Origin of the sequence: Janthinobacterium sp. RA13, assembly GCF_000745325.1 — a bacterium.
Classification (GTDB): Bacteria; Pseudomonadota; Gammaproteobacteria; order Burkholderiales; family Burkholderiaceae_D; genus Janthinobacterium; species Janthinobacterium rivuli.
In genome coordinates, this window is record NZ_JQNP01000001.1 from 614,965 (window position 1) to 634,554 (window position 19,590).

At 59.9% G+C, this 19,590-nt stretch carries 22 protein-coding genes; 17 read left to right on the forward strand and 5 right to left on the reverse strand.

Annotated features, from left to right (window positions below):
* Positions 1-12 precede the first annotated feature (12 nt).
* The 7 genes from lpxD to FG13_RS02755 are packed head-to-tail and all read left to right on the forward strand — an operon-like array spanning position 13 to position 6,184.
* Positions 13-1,068 carry a UDP-3-O-(3-hydroxymyristoyl)glucosamine N-acyltransferase gene (gene lpxD, locus FG13_RS02725; protein WP_035818166.1) on the forward strand — a complete coding sequence of 352 codons (1,056 nt, stop codon included), beginning with the start codon at positions 13-15 and terminating at the stop codon, positions 1,066-1,068.
* Positions 1,065-1,559 (forward strand): 3-hydroxyacyl-ACP dehydratase FabZ, encoded by a 495-nt coding sequence (gene fabZ, locus FG13_RS02730; protein WP_035818168.1) that lies wholly within the window; start codon positions 1,065-1,067, stop codon positions 1,557-1,559. Before lpxD ends, fabZ begins: the two co-directional genes overlap by 4 nt.
* Positions 1,559-2,350 carry an acyl-ACP--UDP-N-acetylglucosamine O-acyltransferase gene (gene lpxA / locus FG13_RS02735; RefSeq protein ID WP_035818170.1) on the forward strand — a complete coding sequence of 264 codons (792 nt, stop codon included), beginning with the start codon at positions 1,559-1,561 and terminating at the stop codon, positions 2,348-2,350. The genes fabZ and lpxA overlap by 1 nt, the downstream gene beginning before the upstream one ends.
* The gene (gene lpxB / locus FG13_RS02740; RefSeq protein WP_035818172.1) at positions 2,334-3,518 is read left to right on the forward strand and encodes a lipid-A-disaccharide synthase; all 1,185 of its coding nucleotides are present in this window, start codon (positions 2,334-2,336) and stop codon (positions 3,516-3,518) included. The genes lpxA and lpxB overlap by 17 nt, the downstream gene beginning before the upstream one ends.
* Positions 3,519-3,555: 37 nt before the next feature.
* Positions 3,556-4,194, forward strand: coding sequence for a ribonuclease HII (gene rnhB / locus FG13_RS02745; RefSeq protein ID WP_035818175.1), 639 nt, complete (start codon positions 3,556-3,558; stop codon positions 4,192-4,194).
* Positions 4,191-4,976: a TrmH family RNA methyltransferase gene (locus FG13_RS02750; protein WP_035818178.1), complete on the forward strand. Its 786-nt coding sequence runs from the start codon at positions 4,191-4,193 to the stop codon at positions 4,974-4,976. The genes rnhB and FG13_RS02750 overlap by 4 nt, the downstream gene beginning before the upstream one ends.
* 11 nt (positions 4,977-4,987) lie before the next feature.
* Positions 4,988-6,184 carry an aminotransferase class V-fold PLP-dependent enzyme gene (locus tag FG13_RS02755; protein ID WP_035818181.1) on the forward strand — a complete coding sequence of 399 codons (1,197 nt, stop codon included), beginning with the start codon at positions 4,988-4,990 and terminating at the stop codon, positions 6,182-6,184.
* Between the two features lie 36 nt (positions 6,185-6,220).
* Here the strand turns inward: FG13_RS02755 and FG13_RS02760 are convergent, their stop codons facing one another.
* Together FG13_RS02760 and FG13_RS02765 are read right to left on the reverse strand one after the other, a co-directional pair.
* Positions 6,221-6,772, reverse strand: coding sequence for a hypothetical protein (locus tag FG13_RS02760; protein WP_152598649.1), 552 nt, complete (start codon positions 6,770-6,772; stop codon positions 6,221-6,223).
* Positions 6,773-6,832: 60 nt separating this feature from the next.
* On the reverse strand, positions 6,833-7,144 hold the full coding sequence (locus FG13_RS02765) for a DUF4136 domain-containing protein (RefSeq protein WP_235211647.1): 312 nt from the start codon (positions 7,142-7,144) through the stop codon (positions 6,833-6,835).
* Between the two features lie 372 nt (positions 7,145-7,516).
* Here FG13_RS02765 and FG13_RS29835 point away from each other — a divergent pair, with 372 nt between their 5' ends.
* Positions 7,517-7,726, forward strand: a complete 210-nt coding sequence (locus FG13_RS29835) for a hypothetical protein (protein ID WP_152598650.1) — start codon at positions 7,517-7,519, stop codon at positions 7,724-7,726.
* Positions 7,727-7,756: 30 nt separating this feature from the next.
* Here FG13_RS29835 and ppsR read toward each other — a convergent pair whose 3' ends face one another.
* The gene (gene ppsR / locus FG13_RS02770) at positions 7,757-8,605 is read right to left on the reverse strand and encodes a posphoenolpyruvate synthetase regulatory kinase/phosphorylase PpsR (protein ID WP_035818186.1); all 849 of its coding nucleotides are present in this window, start codon (positions 8,603-8,605) and stop codon (positions 7,757-7,759) included.
* Positions 8,606-8,757: 152 nt separating this feature from the next.
* Between ppsR and ppsA the strand changes: the two genes are divergently transcribed.
* The 4 genes from ppsA to FG13_RS02790 all read left to right on the forward strand — a co-directional run bounded on the left by ppsA (position 8,758) and on the right by FG13_RS02790 (position 13,408).
* Positions 8,758-11,190: a phosphoenolpyruvate synthase gene (gene ppsA / locus FG13_RS02775; protein WP_035826959.1), complete on the forward strand. Its 2,433-nt coding sequence runs from the start codon at positions 8,758-8,760 to the stop codon at positions 11,188-11,190.
* 167 nt (positions 11,191-11,357) lie between these two features.
* Positions 11,358-11,855: a Dps family protein gene (locus FG13_RS02780; RefSeq protein ID WP_034752224.1), complete on the forward strand. Its 498-nt coding sequence runs from the start codon at positions 11,358-11,360 to the stop codon at positions 11,853-11,855.
* 176 nt (positions 11,856-12,031) lie between these two features.
* Positions 12,032-12,448, forward strand: a complete 417-nt coding sequence (locus FG13_RS02785; RefSeq protein ID WP_035818188.1) for an NfeD family protein — start codon at positions 12,032-12,034, stop codon at positions 12,446-12,448.
* A gap of 15 nt (positions 12,449-12,463) precedes the next feature.
* Positions 12,464-13,408 carry an SPFH domain-containing protein gene (locus tag FG13_RS02790; RefSeq protein WP_035818190.1) on the forward strand — a complete coding sequence of 315 codons (945 nt, stop codon included), beginning with the start codon at positions 12,464-12,466 and terminating at the stop codon, positions 13,406-13,408.
* A gap of 204 nt (positions 13,409-13,612) precedes the next feature.
* Here FG13_RS02790 and FG13_RS29840 read toward each other — a convergent pair whose 3' ends face one another.
* On the reverse strand, positions 13,613-13,960 hold the full coding sequence (locus FG13_RS29840) for a hypothetical protein (protein ID WP_152598651.1): 348 nt from the start codon (positions 13,958-13,960) through the stop codon (positions 13,613-13,615).
* Between the two features lie 87 nt (positions 13,961-14,047).
* On the opposite strand from FG13_RS29840, the gene FG13_RS02795 reads away from it, so the two are divergent.
* Complete coding sequence (locus FG13_RS02795) at positions 14,048-14,356, forward strand: H-NS histone family protein (RefSeq protein ID WP_035818192.1); 309 nt, start codon at positions 14,048-14,050, stop codon at positions 14,354-14,356.
* A 305-nt stretch (positions 14,357-14,661) separates the two neighbouring features.
* Here the strand turns inward: FG13_RS02795 and smpB are convergent, their stop codons facing one another.
* Complete coding sequence (gene smpB, locus FG13_RS02800; protein WP_034752217.1) at positions 14,662-15,111, reverse strand: SsrA-binding protein SmpB; 450 nt, start codon at positions 15,109-15,111, stop codon at positions 14,662-14,664.
* A 93-nt stretch (positions 15,112-15,204) separates the two neighbouring features.
* Between smpB and FG13_RS02805 the strand changes: the two genes are divergently transcribed.
* The 4 genes from FG13_RS02805 to guaA all read left to right on the forward strand — a co-directional run bounded on the left by FG13_RS02805 (position 15,205) and on the right by guaA (position 19,203).
* Positions 15,205-15,636, forward strand: coding sequence for a type II toxin-antitoxin system RatA family toxin (locus FG13_RS02805; protein ID WP_035818194.1), 432 nt, complete (start codon positions 15,205-15,207; stop codon positions 15,634-15,636).
* Positions 15,629-15,925: an RnfH family protein gene (locus tag FG13_RS02810; protein ID WP_035818197.1), complete on the forward strand. Its 297-nt coding sequence runs from the start codon at positions 15,629-15,631 to the stop codon at positions 15,923-15,925. The genes FG13_RS02805 and FG13_RS02810 overlap by 8 nt, the downstream gene beginning before the upstream one ends.
* Before the next feature lie 136 nt (positions 15,926-16,061).
* Complete coding sequence (gene guaB, locus FG13_RS02815) at positions 16,062-17,522, forward strand: IMP dehydrogenase (RefSeq protein WP_035818200.1); 1,461 nt, start codon at positions 16,062-16,064, stop codon at positions 17,520-17,522.
* A gap of 70 nt (positions 17,523-17,592) precedes the next feature.
* Positions 17,593-19,203, forward strand: coding sequence for a glutamine-hydrolyzing GMP synthase (guaA, locus tag FG13_RS02820; protein ID WP_035818203.1), 1,611 nt, complete (start codon positions 17,593-17,595; stop codon positions 19,201-19,203).
* Positions 19,204-19,590: the final 387 nt, after the last annotated feature.

Consider the following 19,590-nt stretch of genomic DNA (forward strand, 5'->3'; position numbering starts at 1 on the left):
AAGGGTATATCGATGGGCACTCGACTAGGTGAATTGGTCGAACGCTTCGGCGGGCAGTTGGCGGGCGATCCGAACCTGGAAGTTACAGGCATCGCACCGCTGGCCGACGCCGGCGCTTCGCACATCAGCTTTCTCAGCAATAGCAAATTCCGCGCACAGGCGGCCCAGAGCGGCGCTTGCGCGCTGATACTCACGCCGGCCGACGACGCGCTGATCGGCGGCGAGTACGCCGGTGCGCGTATCGTCACACCGAATCCCTATGTGTATTTCGCGCGCGCGGCGCAGTATTTCGCCGCCCTGCACGAGATCAAGCCGCCCGTGGGTATCCATGCCAGCGCCATCGTCGATGATGGCGCGCAGGTCGACGCGACCGCATCGGTCGGACCGCGCGCCGTGATCGAAGCGGGCGCCGTGATCGGTCCTGCCTGCGTCATCGGCGCCGGTTGCGTAGTAGGGCGCGACGCCGTCATCGGCGCCGGTACCCAGTTGTTCGCCAACGTCACTTTCCATGCGCGCTGCGTGATCGGCCAGCGCGGCATCATCCATTCGGGCGCCGTGATCGGCACCGACGGATTCGGCTTCGCCAACGAAGGCGGCGTGTATATCAAGATTCCGCAGACGGGCAGGGTGGTGATCGGTGACGATGTCGATATTGGCGCCAACACCACCATCGACCGTGGCGCACTGGCCGACACCATCATCGAAGATGGCGTCAAGCTCGATAACCAGATCCAGATCGGCCACAACTGCCACATCGGCGCGCACACGGCCATGGCCGGCTGTGTCGGCGTGGCCGGCAGCGCCATCATCGGCAAGTACTGCACCTTTGGCGGCGCCGCCATGGTGCTGGGCCACCTGACCATCGCCGACCGCGTCCACGTGGGTTCGGGCAGCATGGTTTCGCGTTCGATTCTTGAAGCGGGCCAGTACACGGGCTTCTATCCGCTGGCCAAGAACGCCGACTGGGAAAAGAGCGCCGCCATCGTGCGCAACCTGTCAAGCATGCGCGAGAAGATCCGCGCGCTTGAAAAAACAATTAAAACACTGACCACGCAAGACGAAAAATGACTACTGAAAAAAAGACCCTCGACATCCTCGCCATCAAATCGCTGCTGCCGCACCGCTACCCGCTGCTGCTGGTTGACCGCGTGCTGGACTGGGAAGCGAACAAAACCATCACCGCCATCAAGAACGTGACGGTCAACGAAGAGTTCTTCCAGGGCCATTTCCCGCACAAGCCGGTCATGCCTGGCGTGCTGATGATCGAAGCGCTGGCGCAGACGGCGGCACTGCTGTCGTTCCTGTCGATGGGCGTGAAACCGGACGAAAATTCGGTGGTGTACTTCGTCGGCATCGACAATGCGCGCTTCAAGCGTCCCGTCGAACCGGGCGACCAGCTGAAGATGGATGTGGAAATCCTGCGCGTTTCGCGCGGCATCTGGAAGTACAAGGCCGTCGGTACGGTCGACGGCAAGGTCGCGCTGGAAGCGGAACTGATGTGCACCATCCGCAGCGCGCAGGATGCGAGCCAATCTGCGAGCCAGCCAGCGGGGCAGTAATGGCGGCCATCCACTCCACGGCAGTCATCGATCCGAAGGCCGAGCTCGACAGCTCGGTCGAGGTGGGTCCGTACACCATCATCGGTCCGCACGTGCGCATCGGCGCTGGCACCAAGGTTGGCCCGCACGTGGTCATCGACGGCCACACGACGATCGGCAGCGACAACCACCTGTTCCAGTTTTCCTCCATCGGCGCGCAGCCACAGGATAAAAAATGGGCGGGCGAGGCGACGCGCCTGGACATCGGCGACCGCAACACCATCCGCGAATTCTGCACCTTCAACACGGGCACCGTGCAAGGTGGCGGCGTGACGCGCCTGGGCAATGACAACTGGATCTCGGCGTATGTGCACCTGGCGCACGACTGCCTGGTGGGCAACAACACCATCTTTTCGAACAACGCGCAGCTGGCGGGCCACGTGGAGATCGGCGATTGGGTCATCATGAGCGGCTTCGCCAACGTGCACCAGTTTTGCAAGATCGGCGCGCACGCCTTCGTCGGCATGAGCACCAGCCTGACGCAGGACGTACCGCCATTCGTGCTCCTGAATGGCAATCCTGCGCAGGCGCATGGCGTCAATATCGAAGGCTTGAAACGCCGCGGCTTTACGCGCGAGCAGATCAACGGCATCCGCACCGCATATAAACTCATCTACCGCGCGGGACTGACCCTGGAAGAATCCAAGGCTGCCCTGTTCGAAGAAGAGGCGGCGTCGTCGCCCGAGGTGGCGCAACACATTCGCGCCATGCGCGAATTCCTTGGCGTGGCATCGCGTGGCATCGTCCGCTGACCAGTCCAGCGGCCAGCCGGTCGCCAATGTCGCCATCGTCGCCGGCGAGGTGTCGGGCGACCTGCTGGCCAGCCGGCTGCTGTCCGGCCTCGTGCCGCAGCTGCCTGGAACGCGCTTCCACGGCATCGGCGGCGAGCACATGGCCAAGCAGGGTTTTGTCTCCGACTGGCCGCTCGACAAGCTGACCGTGCGCGGCCTGTTCGAGATCATTCCCCGCTACCGCGAGATCAAGGGCATCCAGAACGCGCTGCGCGACCAGTTGCTGGCCGAGCGTCCCGCCGTCTTCATCGGCGCCGACTACCCGGGTTTTAACCTGGGGCTGGAACAGCAGCTGAAGGAAGGCGGCATCCCCACTGTGCACTACATCGGGCCGCAGATCTGGGCCTGGCGCGGTGGACGCATCAAGAAAATCATCAAGGCCGTCTCGCACATGCTGGTGATCTTCCCGTTTGAGGAAGAAATCTACCGCAAGGCGGGCGTGCCCGTCACCTACGTCGGCCATCCGCTGGCTGAAATGATTCCGTTGCAGCCCGACGAAGCGGCCGCGCGCCGCACCCTGGGCTTGCCGGAAGACGCGAATGTCGTGACCCTGATGCCGGGCAGCCGCACGGGCGAACTCAAATACAATACGGTGGCTTTCGTGACCGCCTGCAAATTGCTGCTGGCGCGCGACCGCTCCTTGCGTTTCGTCGCGCCCATGGCCGGCGAGAAGCAGCGCCAGTATTTCCTGCAACTGATAGCAGAAGCTGGCTTGCAGGACGTCGAGATACTGCTCACCGATGGCGGCTCGCACACGGCCATCTGCGCCGCCGATGCGGTCTTGGTGGCGTCCGGCACGGCCTCGCTGGAAGTGGCGCTGTACAAGAAGCCCATGGTCATCGCCTACAAGATGATGCGCGCTTCGTGGGAAATCATGCGCCACATGGGCTACCAGCCGTGGATCGGACTGCCAAACATCCTGGCGCGCGACTACCTGGTGCCCGAGCTGCTGCAAAATGCGGCCAGCCCCGAGGCGCTGGCCGAGGCCATGTGGCAGCAGCTGAGCGACATGCCGGGCCGTTTGCGCCTGGTGCAGCGCTTCACCGACATGCATCACAGCCTGCTGCGCGACAGCGCGCGGGAAAGCGCGAATGCCGTCATGCAGGTCATCGCCGCACACGGCAAGTAAGCACCGTTTCAATCGCAGTTCCTACCAAAGATTCAACGTGAAAAATATCTATCCCGGCCTGTTTGACGACTTGCCATTCTCGCTCGATGAAATCATCTGTGGCGTCGACGAGGCAGGGCGCGGTCCGCTGGCCGGCCCCGTGTTCGCCGCCGCCGTGATCCTCGACCCGAACCAGCCGATTGACGGCTTGCGCGATTCGAAAAAACTCAGCGAAGCCAAACGTGACCTGCTGGCGCCGCAGATCAAGGCCAAGGCTCTGGCCTGGGCCATCGCCGAAGCGTCGGAAGAAGAGATCGACCGCCTGAACATTTTGCAGGCATCGATGCTGGCCATGCGCCGCGCCGTCGAGGCGCTGGCGACCGTGCCGACCCTGGCCCTGATCGACGGCAACCGCTGCCCCGTGATGCCGATACGCGGCATGGCCATCATCGGTGGCGACGACAAGGTCGATTCGATTTCCGCCGCTTCGATCCTGGCCAAGACGGCGCGCGATGCGGCCCTGGTGCACCTGCATGCGGCCTATCCCGAGTACTGCTTCGACCAGCACAAGGGTTACGGCACCAAATTGCACCTGGAACGCCTGCACCTGCACGGCGCCTCGCCCGTGCACCGCCGCTCCTTCGCGCCCGTGCGCAACGTGATCGCCCTGTTTGGCGGACAAGAGGTGGCTGCATGAAGACGATTACCTCGCGCGACAATGCGCAATACAAGGAGCTGCTGAAACTGGCGGGCAGTTCGCAGGCGCGCCGCAAGTCGGGCCGCACCCTGCTCGATGGGGTGCATCTGTGCCAGTCGTATCTGCAGCTGCGCGGCATGCCGGAGCAATGCATCGTCAGCGAAAGCGCCTTGCGCAATCCGGAAGTGATGGAGATCGTTGGCCAGCTGGAAAGCCAGCGCGCGCACGTATTGGGCTTGCCCGACGCGCTGTATAACGCGGTGAGCCAGGTCGAACACGGCGTGGGCGTGATGTTCCTCGTCGAGACGCCGGAGCGGGCCGTCACGCAGCCCCTGAGCGTGTCGGCCGTGCTGCTCGATAACCTGCAGGATCCGGGCAATGTGGGTTCCATCCTGCGCAGCGCGGCCGCCGCCGGTATCACGCAGGTGTACTGCAGCGCCGGCACGGCCTTCTGCTGGTCGCCGAAGGTGCTGCGCGCGGCGATGGGCGCGCACTTCGTGCTCGACATCTTTGAAAACGTCGACCTGGCGGCGCTGGTCTCGGATGCCAAGGTGGCGACCCTGGCCACCAGCGGCTACGCCACGCAGCGATTGTACGACGTCGACCTGCGCCAGCCCGTCGCGTGGCTGTTTGGCCATGAAGGGCAGGGCGTCGCTGACGATTTATTGTCGATGGCGACGCACCAGGTGGTCATTCCGCACCTGGGCCAGATCGAATCGCTGAACGTGGCCGCCTGCGCCGCCGTCTGCTTCTTCGAGCAGCTGCGCCAGGGCCAGGCCTGAACAGGATAGCCATGTCTTTCCCTGTGCTAGCCGATGGCGCCGCACGTGACGATGCCTGGTGGCGCCAGGTGGCCGCGTTGTATCCCGCGCCGCCGGACGCCATCGTCAATCTCGAACACGGCTATTTCGGCGCCATGGCCGCACCCGTGCAAGCGGCCTTCGAGCAGGCCGTGCGCTACACCAACGAGCAACTGAGTCCCTTCGTGCGCGGCGAGTTTACGCGCACGCATGTGGATATCCTGCGCCAGCGCGTCGCGACGCTGATCGGCGCGCAACCGCACGAGATCCTGCTGACCCGCAGCGGCACCGAATCGATGCAGGTGCTGATCACGCAATACCACGGCCTGGCGCCCGGCGATACGGTGCTGTGGAGTAATCTCGACTATCCGGCCATGCGCACGGCCATGCGCTGGCTGGCGCAGCGCCGTGGCGTCACCAGCACGCAAGTCACATTGAGCCTGCCCATCAGCGATGACGAGATCATCGCCCGTTACGCGCAAGCCATGCGCCAGGCCGTCAATCCAAAATTGCTGCTGCTGTCGCAGGTGACGCCGGCCAACGGCCAGCAACTGCCGGTGAAAGCCATCATGGCGCTGGCGCGCGAGCATGGCATCGATGTGCTGCTCGACAGTGCCCATGCGCTGGGGCAGGTCGACGTGGACGTGCAAGCCATGGGCGTCGATTTCGCCGGTTTCAATCTGCACAAATGGCTGGGCGCGCCGGCGGGACTCGGTGTCGTGTATATCCGCGCGTCGCAGTTGCACAAGATCGAGCCGCACTATGGCGACGATGACTATCCGCTGGACGATATCCGCAGCCGCCTGCACATGGGCATGCCGCCGATCGGCGCCATCCTGGCCGCACCCGCCGCGCTGGACTTCCATGCGCGCCTGGGCGGCACGCCGGCCAAGAACGAACGCCTGGCCTGGCTGCGCAATTACTGGGTCAGCCGCGCCGCGCAACTGCCCGGCGTGCGCATGCTGTCGCCGCTGGACGCGGCGCGCGGCACGGCGCTGGTCGCCTTTGCCGTCGACGGCATGGACGCGCGCGCACTACAGCAAGCCTTGCTGCAGCGCTTTGGTGTATTTACCGTGCAGCGCAATATCGGCGCTACCGATGTCGTGCGCGCCACGGTGGCCGTCACGACCACCACAGCTGAACTGGACCAGCTGGTGGCGGCGCTGACGGTGCTGGGCAGCGAGGCATAGCGGCAGGTCCGCCAGGAAAGCCGGCTGTGCGGTGACTTACAGTTTTAGCTCAGCGATCTTGCGCAGACCCTGTTCGACATTGTTACGTGCCGCACCTTCCGTCGCCAGGCGCAGGCGTGTGGTTCCTGCGAAAGCGTCGGTGGCGCTGGCCGTGTATTCCGATTTGATGGCTTCCTGCCACACCTTGCTGCTGTCGCTGGCGCGTATCAGTGTCCAGCCCATTTCCAGGCCCACAGTAAAGGAAAAGCCGAAATTGGGCTGGACGACGTTGACGATGTTGACGGTCAGCAGGTAGTCGCCGCCCTTGCCGGGCACCACGCGCGAAAAGGTCTTGGTCTGGTTGATCGCTTCGGTGACCGCTTTCGCCAGTTCCGCGTTGTCGATCTGCGATTTACCCATGCTGTTGGTGCCGCTGCCGCCGAGCGCCGCCACTGACACCGATTGTGGGTGTTGCTGGCTTACTTTCAGCGTCACCGGCACCATTGCCTGATAGGTGACGGGAGATGCGCAACCGCCCAGTGCCAGCAGAGTGGCAACGACAGGGATGGCGAGCAGGCGCGCTGCAGGGAATGGCAGAATTTTTTTCATGATATGGGTAGTGGATGAGTGAACACGGCGCGGTTTGCCGCTGGCAGCAAACCGCAGGATTTACTGCGGCGAGGCGGAAAAAATATTGTTCAGCACTTCATCGACCATTTCGTCGGGCGACTTGCGTGTCATTGAGGTATGAAAGGAATTGCCAGTGGCAAGCGGGAAGCCGGTTTTCGGGTCGCGCAAGTTGACGCTCAGTTCCACCATGTACATGGTGATATCCCACACCCACTTGTCGGCGTACGTGACGGCGACATCGGCGTTGTACGGTCCCGCCAATACAGGACCGTTGGTCACCACATAGCCGCGCTTTTCCAGATTAGCCTTGATGATCTTGTCGATGTGGCGCCCGTCTTGCGGCAACTTCACCACGTAGACGCTTTTGATACTGTTCAGATCGGTTCCCGGACTGAGCGAGCTGGTGGCTTTATTGACAGCGCAGCCGGTCAGTGACAGGGCCGCCAGCATAGTGCAGCTTGAAGCAAACACGGAAAGGGTATTACGTTTAAACATACTATGATGGCCTAGGTGGTAACGCGATCGAGCAAAAATAATGTCCGCGCGGTCGAGGACTCTTATTTGCTTTTAAGAAATAAAATAATAATGTATTTTTGATAAATAAGAAAGTGTAAAGATTGAGTTTTCAGCCCGCTGCGACCTGGCCGGCTATCGGCCACGCCGGATCACCGCAGTTTGGTCAGGGATATCGAAAGGGAGTTTTTGATCACTGGCCAGTCGGGGATGACTGCAGCAGAAAGTATGGTCGTGGAAAGTGCGAAAGATATTTTAAGAGCAAGCCTTGAACGGCATGGCAAAAGCATCGCTGGCCACGCGGTTTTGCTTTGCTCTGAATCCAATGCCGTTACGACGATGAAGGCCGCCGCCAGACCGCCAGGCCGCCAGCGCAAACCGCTGGTAAGTTTTATTGCAGACACCTTGCTTTCGACGTGATGCCTGCGCTACGCGGCGGACCTTTCTGTGTTAATACTCGCGGCGGTTCGGCTTGATCTCCTGCAGGATCGTCGTGGAGATCTCCTCGATCGACTTGGTGGTCGACGACAGCCAGCGGATACCCTCGCGTTTCATCATTTTTTCCGCCTCGTTGACCTCGTAACGGCAATTTTCGATGGCCGCATACTTGCTTCCAGCCCTTCTTTCGTTGCGTATTTCCGACAAACGTTCGGGCGTAATGCTTAATCCGAAAATTTTATTCTTAAATTCCAGCAAGGCCGATGGCAGCTTGTCGCGCTCGAAATCGTCGGGAATCAGCGGATAATTGGCCGCCTTGATACCGTATTGCATGGCCAGATACAGGCTGGTCGGGGTCTTGCCAGAGCGCGATACACCCACCAGAATGACATCGGCCGAGGACAGGTTCTTGTGCGACTGGCCATCGTCGTGCGCCAGCGAATAGTTGATCGCCTCGATGCGGTTCTTGTATTCCTCGCTGTCGACGATGTTGTGCGAGCGGCCGATGGTATGGGTCGACATCACGCCCAGTTCCTGCTCCAGCGGGGCGACAAAGGTCTGGATCAGGTCCATGTGCATGCCGCTGGACTTGCGGATCACGGCCGACAGGTCGTTCTTCACCAGGGTCGAGAAAATGATCGGGCGCTGGCCATCGGTGGCAAACGCTTCGTTGATCTTGCGCGCCGCCTCGTAGGCCTTGTCCATGGTGTCGATGAAGGGCAGGCGGATCTGGCGGAAGCGCAGATCGAACTGCGTCAGCACCGAGTGGCCGAACGTCTCGGCGGTGATGCCGGTGCCGTCGGAAACGAAGAAGACGGTGCGGGCCGCGGAGGGCAGAGGAGGGCGTGGTTCTTGTGTCATGGGTTTTCGGATCAAGATTGTGCGTCGTCAATTTGCGCCGCACAAGGTAAAATGGCTGCAACGGTATGATTGTGCTGCACGACGCCAAGAATAACAAGAAGACTGTCTGTGCGCCGCGCGTAAAGATTTCTATCATCAGTAAGGGTGTCATTATGACCAACGCAGTATCGCAACAGCAGGAAGACAAGGACGCGGTGTATGTTGCCTCGTTCGAGCATTTGCGCATGACGGATGTCGAATCCGTCGGCGGCAAGAACGCCTCCCTGGGCGAAATGATCAGCCAGCTGGCGGAAGCCGGCGTGCGCGTGCCCGGTGGCTTTGCCACCACGGCGCAGGCATTCCGCGATTTCCTGTCGTATAGCGCCAATGGCGGCTTGCCGCTGGCCGAACGCATCGCCCAGCGCCTCGAAGGGCTGAACATCGATGACGTGCGCTCGCTGGCGCAAGCCGGTGCCGAGATCCGTCAATGGATCGTGGAAACGCCATTCCAGCCGCGCCTGGCCGCCGAAATCGACCAGTTCTACGCCAAGCTGGTAGCCGATTCCGATACCGAAATGTCGTTTGCCGTGCGCTCCTCCGCCACGGCGGAAGACTTGCCGGACGCTTCTTTTGCTGGTCAGCAAGAAACCTTCCTGAACGTGGTCGGCATCGACAATGTGCTCGACGCCATGAAACAGGTGTTCGCGTCGCTGTACAACGACCGCGCCATCTCGTATCGCGTACACAAAGGCTTTACCCACGCTGAAGTGGCCTTGTCGGCCGGCGTGCAGCGCATGGTGCGTTCCGACCTGGGCGCGGCCGGCGTGATGTTCACCATCGACACGGAATCGGGCTTCAAGGACGTGGTCTTCGTCACTTCCAGCTATGGCCTGGGCGAAACCGTGGTGCAGGGCGCCGTCAATCCCGACGAATTCTATGTGCACAAGCCGATGCTGGAAAAAGGCAAGTCGCCCGTGATCCGCCGCAATATCGGCTCGAAGCTGCTGAAGATGGAATTCACGAACGAAGCGAAAGCTGGCCGTTCCGTGAAAACCGTCGATGTGCCCGTCGAAATGCGCAACCGCTACTCGCTGAACGACAGCGAAGTGGTGGAACTGGCCAAGTACGCCGTCATCATCGAAAACCACTACGGCCGTCCGATGGACATCGAGTGGGGCAAGGATGGCCGCGACGGCAAGCTGTACATCCTGCAAGCGCGTCCCGAGACCGTCAAGTCGCAGCAAAAGGCGACCGACGTGCAGGAACGCTTCAAGCTGAAAAGCACCGGTACCGTGCTGACTTCGGGCCGCGCCATCGGCCAGAAAATCGGCGCCGGCCCAGTGCGCGTGATTCACGACCCGGCCGACATGGAGCGCGTTCAGCCAGGTGACGTCCTCGTAGCCGACATGACGGATCCGAACTGGGAACCGGTCATGAAGCGCGCTTCGGCCATCGTCACCAACCGTGGCGGCCGTACCTGCCACGCTGCGATTATCGCGCGTGAACTCGGCGTGCCGGCCGTCGTCGGCTGCGGCAATGCCACCGACGTGCTGAAAGACGGCACGTTCGTCACCGTCGTCTGCTCCGAAGGCGACGAAGGCAAGATCTACGACGGCTTGCTGGAAACGGAAGTGTCGGAAGTGTCGCGCGGCGAATTGCCCAAGCTCGACACCAAGATCATGCTCAACGTGGGCAACCCGCAGCTGGCTTTTGATTTCCAGTCCGTGCCGAACGCCGGCGTGGGCCTGGCGCGCCTGGAATTCATCATCAATAACAATATTGGTGTGCATCCGCGCGCGATCCTGGAATACCCGAACATCGATGCCGACCTGAAAAAGGCCGTGGAATCGGTGGCGCGCGGCCACGCCTCGCCGAAAGCGTTCTACATCGACAAGCTGGCCGAAGGCATTGCCACCATCGCCGCCGCGTTCTGGCCGAAGAAAGTCATCGTGCGCCTGTCGGACTTCAAGTCGAACGAGTACAAGAAGCTGATCGGCGGTTCGCGCTACGAGCCGGACGAGGAAAACCCGATGCTGGGCTTCCGCGGCGCGGCGCGCTACCTGTCGGCCGACTTCTCCGAAGCGTTCAACATGGAATGCGAAGCGATGAAGCGCGTGCGCAATGACATGGGCCTGACGAACGTGGAAATCATGGTGCCATTCGTGCGCACCCTGGGCCAGGCCGAGAAAGTCATCGACCTGCTGGCAAAGAATGGCCTGAAGCGCGGCGAGAACGACCTGCGCGTCATCATGATGTGCGAAGTGCCGTCGAACGCCATCCTGGCCGACCAGTTCCTCGACCATTTCGACGGCTTCTCGATTGGTTCGAACGACCTGACCCAGCTGACCCTGGGCCTGGACCGCGATTCCGGCATGGAATTGCTGGCCGCCGACTTCGATGAGCGCGATCCTGCCGTGAAAGCCCTGCTGGCCCTGGCCATCAAGGCTTGCCTGGCACGCGGCAAATACATCGGCATTTGCGGCCAGGGTCCTTCCGATCATCCTGACTTCGCCGTCTGGCTGATGGAGCAGGGCATCGAATCGATGTCGCTGAATCCCGACTCGGTGATCGACACCTGGCAAAAGCTGGCTGCGCTGAAAGCGTAAGCATCTTTATTGCCCTCTGAAAACCCGCTGCCGCTCACCCGGCAGCGGGTTTTTTTATGCCCGTCATGCAGGGACAGGCGATAACCATGCGGCGCACGGCAGTATTCGATGGGCTTGCGCCAGATCAGCTAAAATGATTCCACCAATACATTGAAACGGGAGTTCTCATGGCAAGCAAGAAACCGAGCAAAGTGGCAAAGATCGACATCGGCATTTCCGAGGCGGACCGCGCGAAGATCGCGGAAGGCCTGTCCGGCCTGCTGGCCGACAGCTACACCTTGTACCTGATGACCCATAATTTTCACTGGAACGTCAAGGGGCCGATGTTCAACACCCTGCACCTGATGTTCATGACGCAATACACGGAGCAGTGGGCCGCGCTGGATCTGATCGCCGAGCGCATTCGCGCCCTTGGCTATCCGGCGCCGGGTACCTACAAGGAATTCGTCAAGCTGGCCTCGATCAAGGAAATCGACGGCGTGCCGCCAGCGCTGGACATGGTCAGCCACCTGGTGTCGGCGCAGGAAGCGACCGCGCGCACGGCGCGCCGCCTGTTCCCTTTGCTGGAAAAGGCCAATGACCAGCCGACGGCCGACCTGATCACGCAGCGCCTCGATTTGCATGAAAAAACGGCATGGATGCTGCGCAGCCTGCTGGAAGAGTAATGCCGGGCCTGCGGCGCTAATTCGCCCCTGCCTATTGACGCCATCAGGAATTGCGTTAGACTGCTTGTATATAGGTGTTTGGCAAGAATAATATCAGGCAGTCATACGCATTAAACCCCGTCGCTTATATAGGCTGCGGGGTTTTTTATTTTCGGATTCGCAAAGATGGAGGCATCATGGCTGAATGGGTAGGCTGGTTTGTGGCGGCAGGCGCGGTATTGATCCTTGAGCTGTTTACGGGCACGTTTTATTTGCTGATGATCGCCATCGGCATCAGTGCCGGAGGACTGGTGGCGCTGGCGGGCGGCAATGGTGGCTGGCAAGCCCTGACGGCGGCCATTGTGGGCGTGGCGGCCACCCTGTTATTGCGGCGCAGCCGTTTTGGCAAGGCGGCGCGGCGCGATGCGGCGCAGGACCCGAATGTGAATCTCGATATCGGCCAAAGCGTGGCGGTCGCGCATTGGGTCGATGGCGCGGCGCGCGTCATGTACCGCGGCGCCTTGTGGGATGTGGAACTGATTCCCGGCAGCGATACGCAGGCCGGTCATTACACCATACGTGCCGTGCGTGGCAGCCGTTTGATTGTTGAATAACCTGGAGAGTAGATTATGGAAGTAAGCACTGGAAGCGTGTCGCTGATCTTGTTATTGCTGGCATTGGTATTCGTCTTCAAGACGGTCAATGTGGTGCCGCAGCAGCATGCCTGGGTGGTGGAGCGCCTGGGCAAGTTCCATGCGGTATTGGGCCCTGGCCTGAATATCGTCGTGCCTTTTGTCGACCGCATCGCCTACAAGCACGTGCTCAAGGAAATCCCGCTCGACGTGCCGCCGCAGGTGTGCATTACGCGCGACAATACGCAATTGCAGGTCGATGGCATTCTGTATTTCCAGATTACCGATGCCATGCGTGCTTCATATGGCTCGTCGAATTATATTGCCGCCATTACGCAACTGGCGCAAACGACCTTGCGTTCCGTGATCGGTAAAATGGAACTCGACAAGACATTTGAAGAACGCGACCATATCAATACGGCCATCGTGAATGCCATCGATGAATCGGCGGCGAATTGGGGCGTCAAGGTATTGCGCTATGAAATCAAGGATTTGACGCCGCCCAAGGAAATCCTGCATGCGATGCAGGCGCAGATTACGGCCGAACGCGAAAAGCGCGCCTTGATTGCCGCTTCGGAAGGGCGCAAGCAGGAGCAGATCAATATCGCCAGCGGTGAGCGCGAAGCTGCCATTGCCCGCTCCGAAGGCGAGAAGCAGGCGTCGATCAACCGTGCCGAAGGCCAGGCCACGGCCATCGTCGCGCTGGCGCAGGCCAGCGCCGAAGCGCTGCGCCAGGTGGGGGCGGCCATACGTGAGCCGGGCGGGGAAGATGCCGTCAATCTGAAAGTGGCAGAGCAGTATGTGGGCGCGTTCGCGCAATTGGCGAAAACAAATAACTCGATTATCGTGCCGGCCAATCTGGGCGATATGAGCGGCTTGATCGCCACGGCGATGCAGGTGGTGAAAACGCAGAAGCCGAAAGGCGGCGTGGCGATTCCCTGATTGCCGCTGGATGGGTGAATAGCAAATCCGTAGCAAGTTTGTCGTCAAAAACTGCCCGCCGTATCGCGGGCAGTTTTCATTTGCGCCGCTGGAATATATGTCGGCAGCCGGGCTCGAGTATCTGCGCTTGAATCCATAACGTTGAAATATTTTCTTTATGCTATGCTGTGCGCACTTTCGGGATTATATGCTGTCGTGCGACGCTTATATTTTTGATTGAAGTAGAATCTGCTGCGCATGCGTGGCGATGATTGCGCCGATATCCGCGACGGATGCTTGGGAGGTGTTTGGGTAGCCGATGCTGAATTGGCGATAGTATTGCTCCAATGTATATTTTGAATTGCCATTTATAATTACTATAAATTGCAATGAAACAAAAAGTACTGCAAAATAAATACTGTCGATGGTGCTGCATTGAATCGCCGCCGCCCAAAGCAGGGACGCTTGCGCAGACTGTTTGCGCGCGATGGATGTTCCGGGGATTGAAGGTTTGCAGCGCTCGAAAGCCAGGGAAGTCGGTTTTTTGGTAAAAGAATTGTAAAAAACAATCAAATCTGAAGAAAAATCACCTCAGTCGCGTTACAATTGGATAGAATTTAACTGTTCAGTTATATTTTTCAACTCACACAAGGAAATATCATGGATCTGTCCAGCTTATCCCTGTCCGAACTGCGTACCTTGCAGGACGACATCAAGAAGCAAATGAAGAAACGCGAACAGGACGATCTGTCCAAAGCGCGCGAGCAAATCCTGGCAATTGCCCAAAGCGTTGGCGTTTCCGTCAAAGATCTGGTTGGCACGGGTATCCGCGCTAAAACCGGCACGGTCGCAGTACGCTATCGCAATCCGGATGATGCGACGCAGCAATGGACTGGCCGTGGCCGTCAACCGAAATGGGTCAAAGAGTGGACCGATGCGGGCAAATCGCGTGATCTGCTGAAGGTGTAATGTAATACGCCATTCATTCGGATGCTTGTCCTGTGGAGTAGTACAGGTGTAGTACAAGGCAGCATGCAAGCATCCGGAACTTTCCTGATTTGTCGTCTTTGGCCAGACAGGCAAAGCGGATTCGCATCGCTTATCTCCCCGGTATTTTCGCCCATACCAGTCTTATTTCCGCCGTATCTCTTTCCTTCTCCTGTTTGCATCCCGTCGCGCCATGCTTTTCATTTGCCGCAGGCGCCGGCAAAATAAAACCCGGCATATAGCCGGGTTTGATGGTGTTGGCGCAGCACGCTGCGCGTAGTGCCGTATCAGCGGCGGTGCGACTTCATTGCCGCCTGGACTTCGCGCGCCCCATCGCGGTCGCGTTCCGCTGCCCGCTTGTCGTGTTGCTTCTTGCCCTTGGCCAGGCCGATTTCGCATTTCACGCGGCCGCCCTTGTAGTGCAGGTTGAGCGGCACCAGGGTATAGCCGGAGCGTTCCACCTTGCCGATCAGTTTATCCATTTCCGTGCGGTGCAGCAGCAGCTTGCGCGTGCGTACGGCTTCCGGGTGGATGTGGGTGGAGGCGGTCGGCAGGGCGCTGATATGCGCGCCGAACAGGAAGAGCTCATCGCCGCGGACGACGACGTAGGCTTCCTTGATTTGTACGCGGGCGTCGCGGATGGCTTTGACTTCCCAGCCTTCCAGCACGATGCCGGCTTCATAGCGATCCTCGATAAAGTAGTCGTGGAAGGCTTTTCTGTTGTCTGCTATGGTCATGAGATGGTAAATGTGCGCGGGTCGGTTAAACTACTGTCTCGCGCAAGCGCGATAAAATCAAATGTATCCAACATCATAGCAAATGGTTCTTCAATGGCAGTAGTACATAAATCAGTTTTTCTCGGCTATAGCGCCGAACAAATGTTCGCGCTGGTGGCGGCGGTAGAGGATTATCCCAAATTCCTGCCCTGGTGCGGTGCGGTCGAGATTCGCGAGCGGGGCGAGAACACGGTCGTCGCCAGCGTGGGCATACATTACCACGGCGTGCGCCAAAGCTTCACCACGTCCAACGAGAACGTGCCGCCGACTTCCATCAAGATGAAGCTGGTGGACGGTCCTTTCAAGACCCTCGACGGCGTGTGGACCTTCAAGGCCCTGCGCGAAGATGCCTGCAAGATCGAACTGGACCTGCACTACGAGTTTTCCAGCCGCGTACTGGAACAGATCATCGGCCCCGTCTTCGGCATGATCGCCAACAGCATGGTCGATTCCTTCTGCAAGCGCGCGGAGACGGTGTATGGCTGAAGCGGGCATCACGGTACAAGTCTGTCACGCCTTGCCTGACAGCAGCTTTCTGCGTGCCTTGACGGTGCCTGCAGGTACCACCATCGGGCAGGCGGTAGAGCAGAGCGGCTTGCTGCGGGAAATCCCCTCTATCGACCTGGCCGTGAACATGGTTGGCATTTATGGCAAGAAGAAGCCGCTCGATACCATCCTGCGCGAGCATGACCGCGTGGAAGTGTACCGGCCTTTGCAAGCGGACCCGAAAGAAGCGCGCCGGCGCCGGGCTGGCGGCAAGCCTGCCAAGGGCTGAGCGGGCAGGGGTGGCGGCAGCCTGGCCGCTGCCGGCCGAGCGCCATTTTTTGCTATTTTCAAATATCTTTTCTATGCTGCAAGGACGGAGGGTGCTTTTTTCTGTATAATCTGCTTTTGCGCCAATAGGAAATGCTATGCGTCTACTTCAAAAAGCACTCACATTCGATGACGTGCTGCTCGTCCCAGCCTACTCCAACGTTCTGCCCGCCGATACGTCCCTCAAAACTCGCCTGACCCGCAATATCACCCTGAATATTCCCTTGCTGTCCGCAGCCATGGATACGGTGACGGAAGCCCGTCTGGCGATCGCGATGGCCCAGGAAGGCGGCATCGGCATCATCCACAAGAATTTGAATCCGAAGGACCAGGCGCGTGAAGTGGCCCGCGTGAAGCGTTTCGAAGCTGGCGTGTTGCGTGATCCGATCACGATTCCACCGGAAATGAAAATCCGCGACGTGATCGCGCTGACGGAACAATACGGCATCAGCGGTTTCCCTGTCGTCAAGGGCAAGGAAGTCGTCGGCATCATTACCAACCGCGATTTGCGCTTTGAGCAGGAACTCGACGCGGAAGCCTCCGCCAAGATGACCCCGCGCGAAAAGCTGGTGGTCGTCAACGAAGACGCCGATACGGCCGAAGCCAAGCGCCTGATGAACAAGCACCGCCTCGAGCGCGTGCTGGTCGTCAACGACGCGTTTGAACTGCGCGGCCTGATCACCGTCAAGGATATCCAGAAGTCGACCTCGCACCCGTTCGCGTCGAAAGACAGCCAGGGCAAACTGCTGGTCGGCGCTGCCGTCGGCGTCGGTGCCAAGGATGAAGAACGCATCGACCTGCTGGTCGCTGCCGGCGTCGACGTGCTGGTGGTCGACACGGCCCACGGCCACTCGCAAGGCATCCTCGACCGCGTACGCTGGATCAAGACCAAGTACCCGCAAGTGGAAGTGATTGGCGGCAACATCGCTACCGCCGCTGCCGCCAAGGCGCTTGTGGAATACGGCGCCGATGCGGTCAAGGTCGGCATCGGCCCTGGCTCGATCTGCACCACGCGTATCGTCGCCGGTGTGGGCGTGCCGCAAATCACGGCCATCTCGAATGTGGCCGAAGCGTTGGAAGGCACGGGCGTGCCATGTATCGCAGACGGCGGTATCCGCTTCTCGGGCGATATCTCGAAAGCGCTGGCCGCTGGCGCCTCGACCGTCATGATGGGTTCCATGTTTGCCGGTACGGAAGAAGCACCGGGCGAAGTGATCCTGTACCAGGGTCGCAGCTACAAATCGTACCGTGGCATGGGTTCGCTGGGCGCGATGTCCGATGGTTCGGCTGACCGCTATTTCCAGGACGCCACCATGAAGGCCGACAAGTTCGTGCCTGAAGGTATCGAAGGCCGCGTTGCTTACAAGGGCAGCGTGCTGGCGATCATCTTCCAGCTGGTGGGCGGCGTGCGTCAATCGATGGGTTACTGCGGTTGCGCCACCATCGACGAACTGCGCGAAAAAGCGGAATTCGTGGAAATCACCTCGGCCGGCATGCGCGAGTCGCATGTCCATGATGTGCAGATCACGAAAGAAGCGCCAAATTATCGCTCCGAGTAAGCGGTAACGAAAGTCCAGACCGGCGCCCAGTGCGCCGGTTTTGCAATTGACCTTGAATAAAGCTCCGACCATGCATTCTAAAATCCTCATTCTCGATTTCGGCTCCCAAGTCACCCAGTTGATCGCCCGCCGCGTGCGCGATTCCGGCGTGTTTTCCGAAGTCTTCCCGTATGACGTCAGCGACGAATTCGTGCGCAACTATGGCGCCGCCGGCGTGATCCTGTCGGGCAGCCACAATTCCACGCTGGACGGCGACTCGCCGCGCGCGCCGCAAGCCGTGTTCGAGCTGGGCGTGCCCGTGCTGGGCATCTGCTACGGCATGCAAACCATGGCGGCTCAATTGGGCGGCAAGGTGGAAAACGGTCTGGTGCGCGAATTTGGCTACGCCGAAGTGCGCGCCCGCAGCCATACGAAGTTGCTCAATGGTATCGCCGACTTCGTCACCGACGAAGGCCACGGCATGCTGAAAGTGTGGATGAGCCATGGCGACAAGGTGCTGGAAATGCCGCCAGGCTTCAAGCTGATGGGCAACACCCCGAGCTGCCCGATCGCCGCCATGGCCGATGAAGAGCGCCAGTTCTACGGCGTGCAATTCCATCCGGAAGTGACGCACACGGTGCAGGGCAAGGCCATGCTCGGCCGTTTCGTGCATGAAATCTGCGGCTGCAAGTCGGACTGGAACATGCCTGATTACATCAGCGAAGCGGTGGAAAAAATCCGCGCGCAAGTGGGCACCGACGATGTCATCCTGGGCCTGTCCGGCGGCGTCGATTCGTCCGTCGCGGCAGCGCTGATCCACCGCGCCATCGGCGATCAGCTGACCTGCGTCTTCGTCGACCACGGCCTGCTGCGCCTGGACGAAGGCAAGATGGTAATGGACATGTTCGCCAAGAACCTGGGCGTGAAAGTCATCCGCGTCGATGCGGAAGAGCAGTTCATGGGCCACCTGGCCGGCGTGACCGACCCAGAGCAGAAGCGCAAGATCATCGGCCGCGAATTCGTCGAAGTGTTCCAGGTCGAATCGGGCAAGCTGGTCAATGCCAAATGGCTGGCGCAAGGCACGATTTACCCGGACGTCATCGAATCGGCCGGCAAGGGCAAGAAAGGCCAGACCATCAAGAGCCACCACAACGTGGGCGGCTTGCCGGACACCATGAAGCTCAAGTTGCTGGAACCCTTGCGCGAACTGTTCAAGGACGAAGTGCGCAAACTCGGCGTAGCCCTGGGCTTGCCGCATGACATGGTCTACCGCCACCCATTCCCGGGCCCAGGCCTGGGCGTGCGCATCCTCGGCGAAGTCAAGAAAGACTACGCCGACCTGCTGCGCCGCGCCGACGCCATCTTCATCGAAGAACTGCGCAACACGCCATATGAGCCGGTCGTCGTTCCTGGCTTCGACCAGGATAGCGTGCCGACCAACTGGTACGAAGCGACGAGCCAGGCGTTTGCCGTCTTCCTGCCCGTCAAATCGGTGGGCGTGATGGGCGATGGCCGCACCTACGAATACGTGGTGGCCCTGCGCGCCGTGCAAACGCAAGACTTCATGACGGCCCACTGGGCGCACCTGCCGCACAGCTTGCTGGGCAAGGTCTCCAATCGCATCATTAATGAAGTGCGCGGCATCAACCGCGTCGTCTACGATATCTCGGGCAAACCGCCGGCGACCATCGAATGGGAATAATCTCCCATCCGGCAGCGTAAGGTAACGCCGGGTCATTGAAACAGCTAAGCCCCTGATTTTTCAGGGGCTTTTTTTATTTTGTTTGGCAAACCCAAGCATCCCATGGCAGAACCAAGCACGCTTTTTCGTGGGTATTTTAAGGGGACTCACTTGGCGTACGAACGCGATCTGAAACGCCCATTTGGCAGTCTCCTGCTGCATGAGATTACGCACAACGAGTTGCGTTCCGTATGCGACGCCAGCCGGTCAACACGTGCCTGTCGTTCGACGGTCTCCACGCCCTAGTGAAACATGTCATGCACCAAGATCCGTTGTCTGGGCACCTGTTCGCGTTCTCTAGTTGCATGTGGGCCAATACGCAATGTTCTTGACGCCAAGCAAACTGGA

What these genes read in the sequence shown, in the direction of transcription:
- FG13_RS02795 (WP_035818192.1), top strand. Translation starts at nt 14,048, where the DNA reads ATGGATCTGTCCAGCTTATCCCTGTCCGAACTGCGTACCTTGCAGGAC.
- guaB (WP_035818200.1), top strand. Translation starts at nt 16,062, where the DNA reads ATGCGTCTACTTCAAAAAGCACTCACATTCGATGACGTGCTGCTCGTC.
- FG13_RS02755 (WP_035818181.1), top strand. Translation starts at nt 4,988, where the DNA reads ATGTCTTTCCCTGTGCTAGCCGATGGCGCCGCACGTGACGATGCCTGG.
- FG13_RS02790 (WP_035818190.1), top strand. Translation starts at nt 12,464, where the DNA reads ATGGAAGTAAGCACTGGAAGCGTGTCGCTGATCTTGTTATTGCTGGCA.
- ppsR (WP_035818186.1), bottom strand. Translation starts at nt 8,605, where the DNA reads ATGACACAAGAACCACGCCCTCCTCTGCCCTCCGCGGCCCGCACCGTC.
- FG13_RS02805 (WP_035818194.1), top strand. Translation starts at nt 15,205, where the DNA reads ATGGCAGTAGTACATAAATCAGTTTTTCTCGGCTATAGCGCCGAACAA.
- ppsA (WP_035826959.1), top strand. Translation starts at nt 8,758, where the DNA reads ATGACCAACGCAGTATCGCAACAGCAGGAAGACAAGGACGCGGTGTAT.
- lpxA (WP_035818170.1), top strand. Translation starts at nt 1,559, where the DNA reads ATGGCGGCCATCCACTCCACGGCAGTCATCGATCCGAAGGCCGAGCTC.
- smpB (WP_034752217.1), bottom strand. Translation starts at nt 15,111, where the DNA reads ATGACCATAGCAGACAACAGAAAAGCCTTCCACGACTACTTTATCGAG.
- FG13_RS29835 (WP_152598650.1), top strand. Translation starts at nt 7,517, where the DNA reads ATGACTGCAGCAGAAAGTATGGTCGTGGAAAGTGCGAAAGATATTTTA.
- FG13_RS02750 (WP_035818178.1), top strand. Translation starts at nt 4,191, where the DNA reads ATGAAGACGATTACCTCGCGCGACAATGCGCAATACAAGGAGCTGCTG.
- FG13_RS02780 (WP_034752224.1), top strand. Translation starts at nt 11,358, where the DNA reads ATGGCAAGCAAGAAACCGAGCAAAGTGGCAAAGATCGACATCGGCATT.
- FG13_RS02785 (WP_035818188.1), top strand. Translation starts at nt 12,032, where the DNA reads ATGGCTGAATGGGTAGGCTGGTTTGTGGCGGCAGGCGCGGTATTGATC.
- fabZ (WP_035818168.1), top strand. Translation starts at nt 1,065, where the DNA reads ATGACTACTGAAAAAAAGACCCTCGACATCCTCGCCATCAAATCGCTG.
- lpxD (WP_035818166.1), top strand. Translation starts at nt 13, where the DNA reads ATGGGCACTCGACTAGGTGAATTGGTCGAACGCTTCGGCGGGCAGTTG.
- guaA (WP_035818203.1), top strand. Translation starts at nt 17,593, where the DNA reads ATGCATTCTAAAATCCTCATTCTCGATTTCGGCTCCCAAGTCACCCAG.
- FG13_RS02810 (WP_035818197.1), top strand. Translation starts at nt 15,629, where the DNA reads ATGGCTGAAGCGGGCATCACGGTACAAGTCTGTCACGCCTTGCCTGAC.
- FG13_RS02760 (WP_152598649.1), bottom strand. Translation starts at nt 6,772, where the DNA reads ATGAAAAAAATTCTGCCATTCCCTGCAGCGCGCCTGCTCGCCATCCCT.